The 2,846-nt window shown below is 68.7% G+C and carries 3 protein-coding genes; all 3 read left to right on the forward strand.

Annotation, left to right across the window (positions count from 1 at the left end):
- Positions 1 to 402, forward strand: a 402-nt coding sequence (locus GA0115259_RS00005) for a vitamin K epoxide reductase family protein (RefSeq protein ID WP_272921082.1), incomplete at its 5' end; no start/stop codon positions are given.
- A 102-nt stretch (positions 403 to 504) separates the two neighbouring features.
- Positions 505 to 1,860: a replication-associated recombination protein A gene (locus GA0115259_RS00010; protein WP_093588934.1), complete on the forward strand. Its 1,356-nt coding sequence runs from the start codon at positions 505 to 507 to the stop codon at positions 1,858 to 1,860.
- 321 nt (positions 1,861 to 2,181) lie between these two features.
- Positions 2,182 to 2,796 carry a 30S ribosomal protein S4 gene (rpsD, locus tag GA0115259_RS00015; RefSeq protein WP_046499535.1) on the forward strand — a complete coding sequence of 205 codons (615 nt, stop codon included), beginning with the start codon at positions 2,182 to 2,184 and terminating at the stop codon, positions 2,794 to 2,796.
- The last annotated feature ends 50 nt before the right edge of the window (positions 2,797 to 2,846 follow it).

A 2,846-nucleotide genomic window follows, 5' to 3' on the forward strand; every position in this document is an offset into this window, starting at 1 on the left:
CAGGCGTCGGTCTTCGGCTTCCCGAATCCGATGCTCGGGCTGGTGACCTACGCCGTGGTGATCGCCATCGGCGTGGGACTGCTGGCGGGGGCACGTTACCGGCGCTGGTTCTGGCTCGGGCTGAACGCGGGCACGCTCTTCGGCGTCGGCTTCTGCACCTGGCTCCAGTACCAGTCCCTGTACAACATCAACGCACTCTGCCTGTGGTGCTGTCTGGCCTGGGTCGCCACGATCACCATGTTCTGGTACGTGACGTCCCACAACGTCCGCCATGGAGTGCTGCCCACGCCCGGTGCGCTGCGCGGCTTCCTCGGCGAGTTCACCTGGGTACTGCCCGCACTGCACATCGGGATCATCGGGATGCTCATCCTGACCCGGTGGTGGGACTTCTGGACGAGCTGAGCCGGCGGCACGAGCTGAGCCGGCGGCCGGGCCGGCCCGGCGACCGCACGGCCAGGACCGCCCGGACCTGCGTTGTCAGTGCTCTGGCATAGGCTTCAACGCGTGGAGCCCGACCTCTTTACCGCAGCGGCCGAAGAACGCCAGGAGAAGGATCCGTCCAGCAGCCCTCTGGCCGTCCGGATGCGCCCGCGCGTCCTTGACGAAGTCGTTGGCCAGGCGCATCTGCTCAAGCCCGGATCACCGCTGCGCCGGCTGGTGGGCGAAGGCGGCGGCGGTCCGGCCGGACCTTCGTCCGTGATCCTCTGGGGCCCGCCGGGCACCGGCAAGACGACGCTCGCGTATGTCGTCTCCAAGGCGACCAACAAGCGCTTTGTGGAGCTGTCCGCGATCACCGCGGGCGTCAAGGAGGTACGGGCCGTCATCGACGGAGCCCGCAGGGCCTCCGGCGGCTTCGGCAAGGACACCGTCCTCTTCCTCGACGAGATCCACCGCTTCAGCAAGGCCCAGCAGGACTCCCTGCTGCCCGCCGTGGAGAACCGCTGGGTGACGCTCATCGCCGCCACCACCGAGAATCCGTACTTCTCGGTGATCTCCCCGCTGCTCTCGCGCTCCCTGCTGCTCACGCTGGAGCCGCTCACGGACGACGATCTGCGCGGTCTGCTGCGGCGGGCGCTCACCGAGGAGCGCGGTCTCGGCGGCGCGCTCACGCTCCCCGAGGACGCCGAGGCGCATCTCCTGCGGATCGCGGGCGGCGACGCACGCCGTGCGCTGACCGCGCTGGAGGCCGCGGCCGGCGCCGCGCTCGACAAGGGCGAGGCGGAGATCGCCCTCAAGACGGTGGAGGAGACCGTCGACCGCGCGGCGGTGAACTACGACCGCCAGGGCGACCAGCATTACGACGTGGCGAGCGCGCTCATCAAGTCGATCCGAGGCTCCGACGTGGACGCGGCGCTGCACTATCTGGCCCGGATGATCGACGCGGGAGAGGACCCACGGTTCATCGCCCGCCGGCTGATGATCTCGGCGAGCGAGGACATCGGTCTCGCCGATCCCACCGCCCTGCCGACAGCGGTCGCGGCCGCCCAGGCCGTGGCCATGATCGGCTTTCCGGAGGCCGCTCTCACCCTGAGCCACGCCACCATCGCGCTGGCGCTCGCGCCGAAGTCGAACGCGGCCACCACCGCGATCTCGGCCGCGCTGGAGGATGTACGGAAGGGACTGGCGGGACCGGTCCCTGCCCATCTCCGCGACGGCCACTACAAGGGCGCGGCCAAGCTCGGCCATGCCCAGGGCTATGTCTATCCGCATGATGTGCCGGGCGGTGTCGCCGCCCAGCAGTACGCTCCGGACGGCGTGCGGGGCAGGCGTTACTACGAGCCCACGCGGTACGGAGCCGAGGCGCGGTACGCGGACGTGGTGGACAAGGTCCGCGAGCGGCTGCGCGGCGACGGCGGCTGATCAGGCGGTCCCGGATCAGGCGGTCCCGGATCCTGTCGGGCACGATCTGGCAAGGCCCTGCCCCGTCCAGGCCCGGGACGAGCAGCACCGCCGAGCATGTACCCTGTACGAGAGTTCGTGTGCGTTCGGCTGCTGACGGCATCCGATCGATTTCAAGCCCGCTGGGACGCGGCTGACCATGAGCTGATCGGACCTCCGTCGAATCGGTGCCCTGCGCGTCGAGGCTGCTGTCTGTGATGCGCGTGGTGTTCCCGGAGCGAGACATGCGATCTCCTTAAGTAAGGTGAGCCTAACCTAACCTACAACGGAGGTCTGGAGAACGTGCCTAACCAGTCGCGTCCCAAGGTCAAGAAGTCCCGTGCGCTCGGTATCGCGCTGACGCCGAAGGCCGTCAAGTACTTCGAGGCCCGTCCTTACCCGCCGGGTGAGCACGGTCGGGGACGCAAGCAGAACAGTGACTACAAGGTCCGTCTGCTGGAGAAGCAGCGTCTGCGCGCCCAGTACGACATCAGCGAGCGCCAGATGGCCCGTGCCTACGACCGTGCCAAGAAGGCCGAGGGCAAGACGGGCGAGGCCCTGGTCGTCGAGCTGGAGCGCCGTCTGGACGCGCTGGTGCTGCGTTCGGGCATCGCCCGCACCATCTACCAGGCCCGTCAGATGGTCGTCCACGGCCACATCGAGGTCAACGGCGGCAAGGTCGACAAGCCGTCCTTCCGTGTCCGTCCCGACGACGTGGTGATGGTCCGCGAGCGCAGCCGCGACAAGGTTCCCTTCCAGGTCGCGCGCGAGGGTGGCTACGACACCGACGGCGAGACCCCGCGCTACCTCCAGGTCAACCTGAAGGCCCTGGCGTTCCGCCTGGACCGTGACCCGCAGCGCAAGGAAATCCCCGTCATCTGCGACGAGCAGCTCGTCGTCGAGTACTACGCCCGCTGATCCGGATCCGGCAGCTCAACAGCGCCTGATTCCGCGACAGCCCGCGCGGA

It is taken from the genome of Streptomyces sp. MnatMP-M17, assembly GCF_900091995.1.
Taxonomy (GTDB): Bacteria; Actinomycetota; Actinomycetes; order Streptomycetales; family Streptomycetaceae; genus Streptomyces.